Genomic DNA, 1,088 nt, shown 5'->3' on the forward strand with positions numbered 1-1,088 from the left:
CTTCAATGCCACTGTTGATCTCTGATATCCGTTGACATTACCGACACCATTATTAATGTCTCCTCGCCTTCGGCAGAGTCCGATGTGTATTAGAGGCTGCACTGCCCGGCCCTGACCCCGTATCAGCCCGGGGTCCAGCGCGATGTGCCGTTCCGCAGCGGGCGGTGGGCGTGGATCTGGCTGGAACACCGCAGCCGGGTCCTGGCCGCCGGGCTGCGCGCGGCGGCCGGGGACGGGCAGCACGAGACGGTGTGGCGGCTGGCGGACGCGCTGTGGCCGCTGTGGGAAAGACGGCGCGACTACACCTTGTGGGCCGGGATGTACGAGCTGGCCGAACAGGCGGCCGACGCGTGCGGGCTGCCGCCGCGGGCCGGAGCGGTCCTGGCACTGGGCCGGGGTGCCGGACTGCTGGGCACCGGCCGCCGCGCCGCCGCCATGGCCGCGTTCGCACGTGCCCGCACGCACGCCCAGGCCGCGGGCGACGTCCGGCTGGACGTCGCCGCGACCTGCGGCCTGGCCCGGGCGCTGCGTGAGGACGGCGCCCACGACGAGGCGGCCGTGCTGCTGGACCTCGCCGTGCACACCGCCCGCCGGGCCGGACATGCCCGCGCGACCGCGCTGGCCGTCATCGAGCACGCCCTGACCGCGCTCGCCTCCGGCCGCCCGCAGGACGCGGCCGGGCTGCTGGACACCGCGCACCGGATGCTGGAGGCGCTGCCGGAGCCGGACGAGACGGCCAGCGCGTGGGCGCTGACCTACCGCGGTGGCGCGCTCGCGCGGGCCGGTGAGCCCGACGCGGGCGATGCCGCGCTGCGGGAGGCCGCCGGGCGGTTCGCCGGCCTGGTCCACCCCTACGCGCACGGGGCGTGCCTGGGGATGCGCGCGGACATCGCCGCCGCGCGCGCCCGTCACGGCAACGCCCGCACCTTCCTGGCCTCCGCCCTGGCCGTCCACGGCACACCCCCCAGGGACACCCCCGGCGCCCGCGAACTGCGCGCCGCCCACGACCTGCTGCCCCCCGCGCCCGCGACCCCGCGCGAACGCCGGCACCGGCAGCCGGTCACCGGACTGCTGCCCCTTATACACAT

General features: G+C 75.9%; 1 pseudogene. It reads left to right on the top strand.

The window, feature by feature from the left end:
• Positions 1 to 144: 144 nt before the first annotated feature.
• Positions 145 to 1,088, top strand: a pseudogene (locus BN2279_RS09745) (hypothetical protein); the annotation flags it as partial.

Origin of the sequence: Streptomyces specialis (assembly GCF_001493375.1) — a bacterium.
Lineage (GTDB): Bacteria > Actinomycetota > Actinomycetes > Streptomycetales > Streptomycetaceae > Streptomyces > Streptomyces specialis.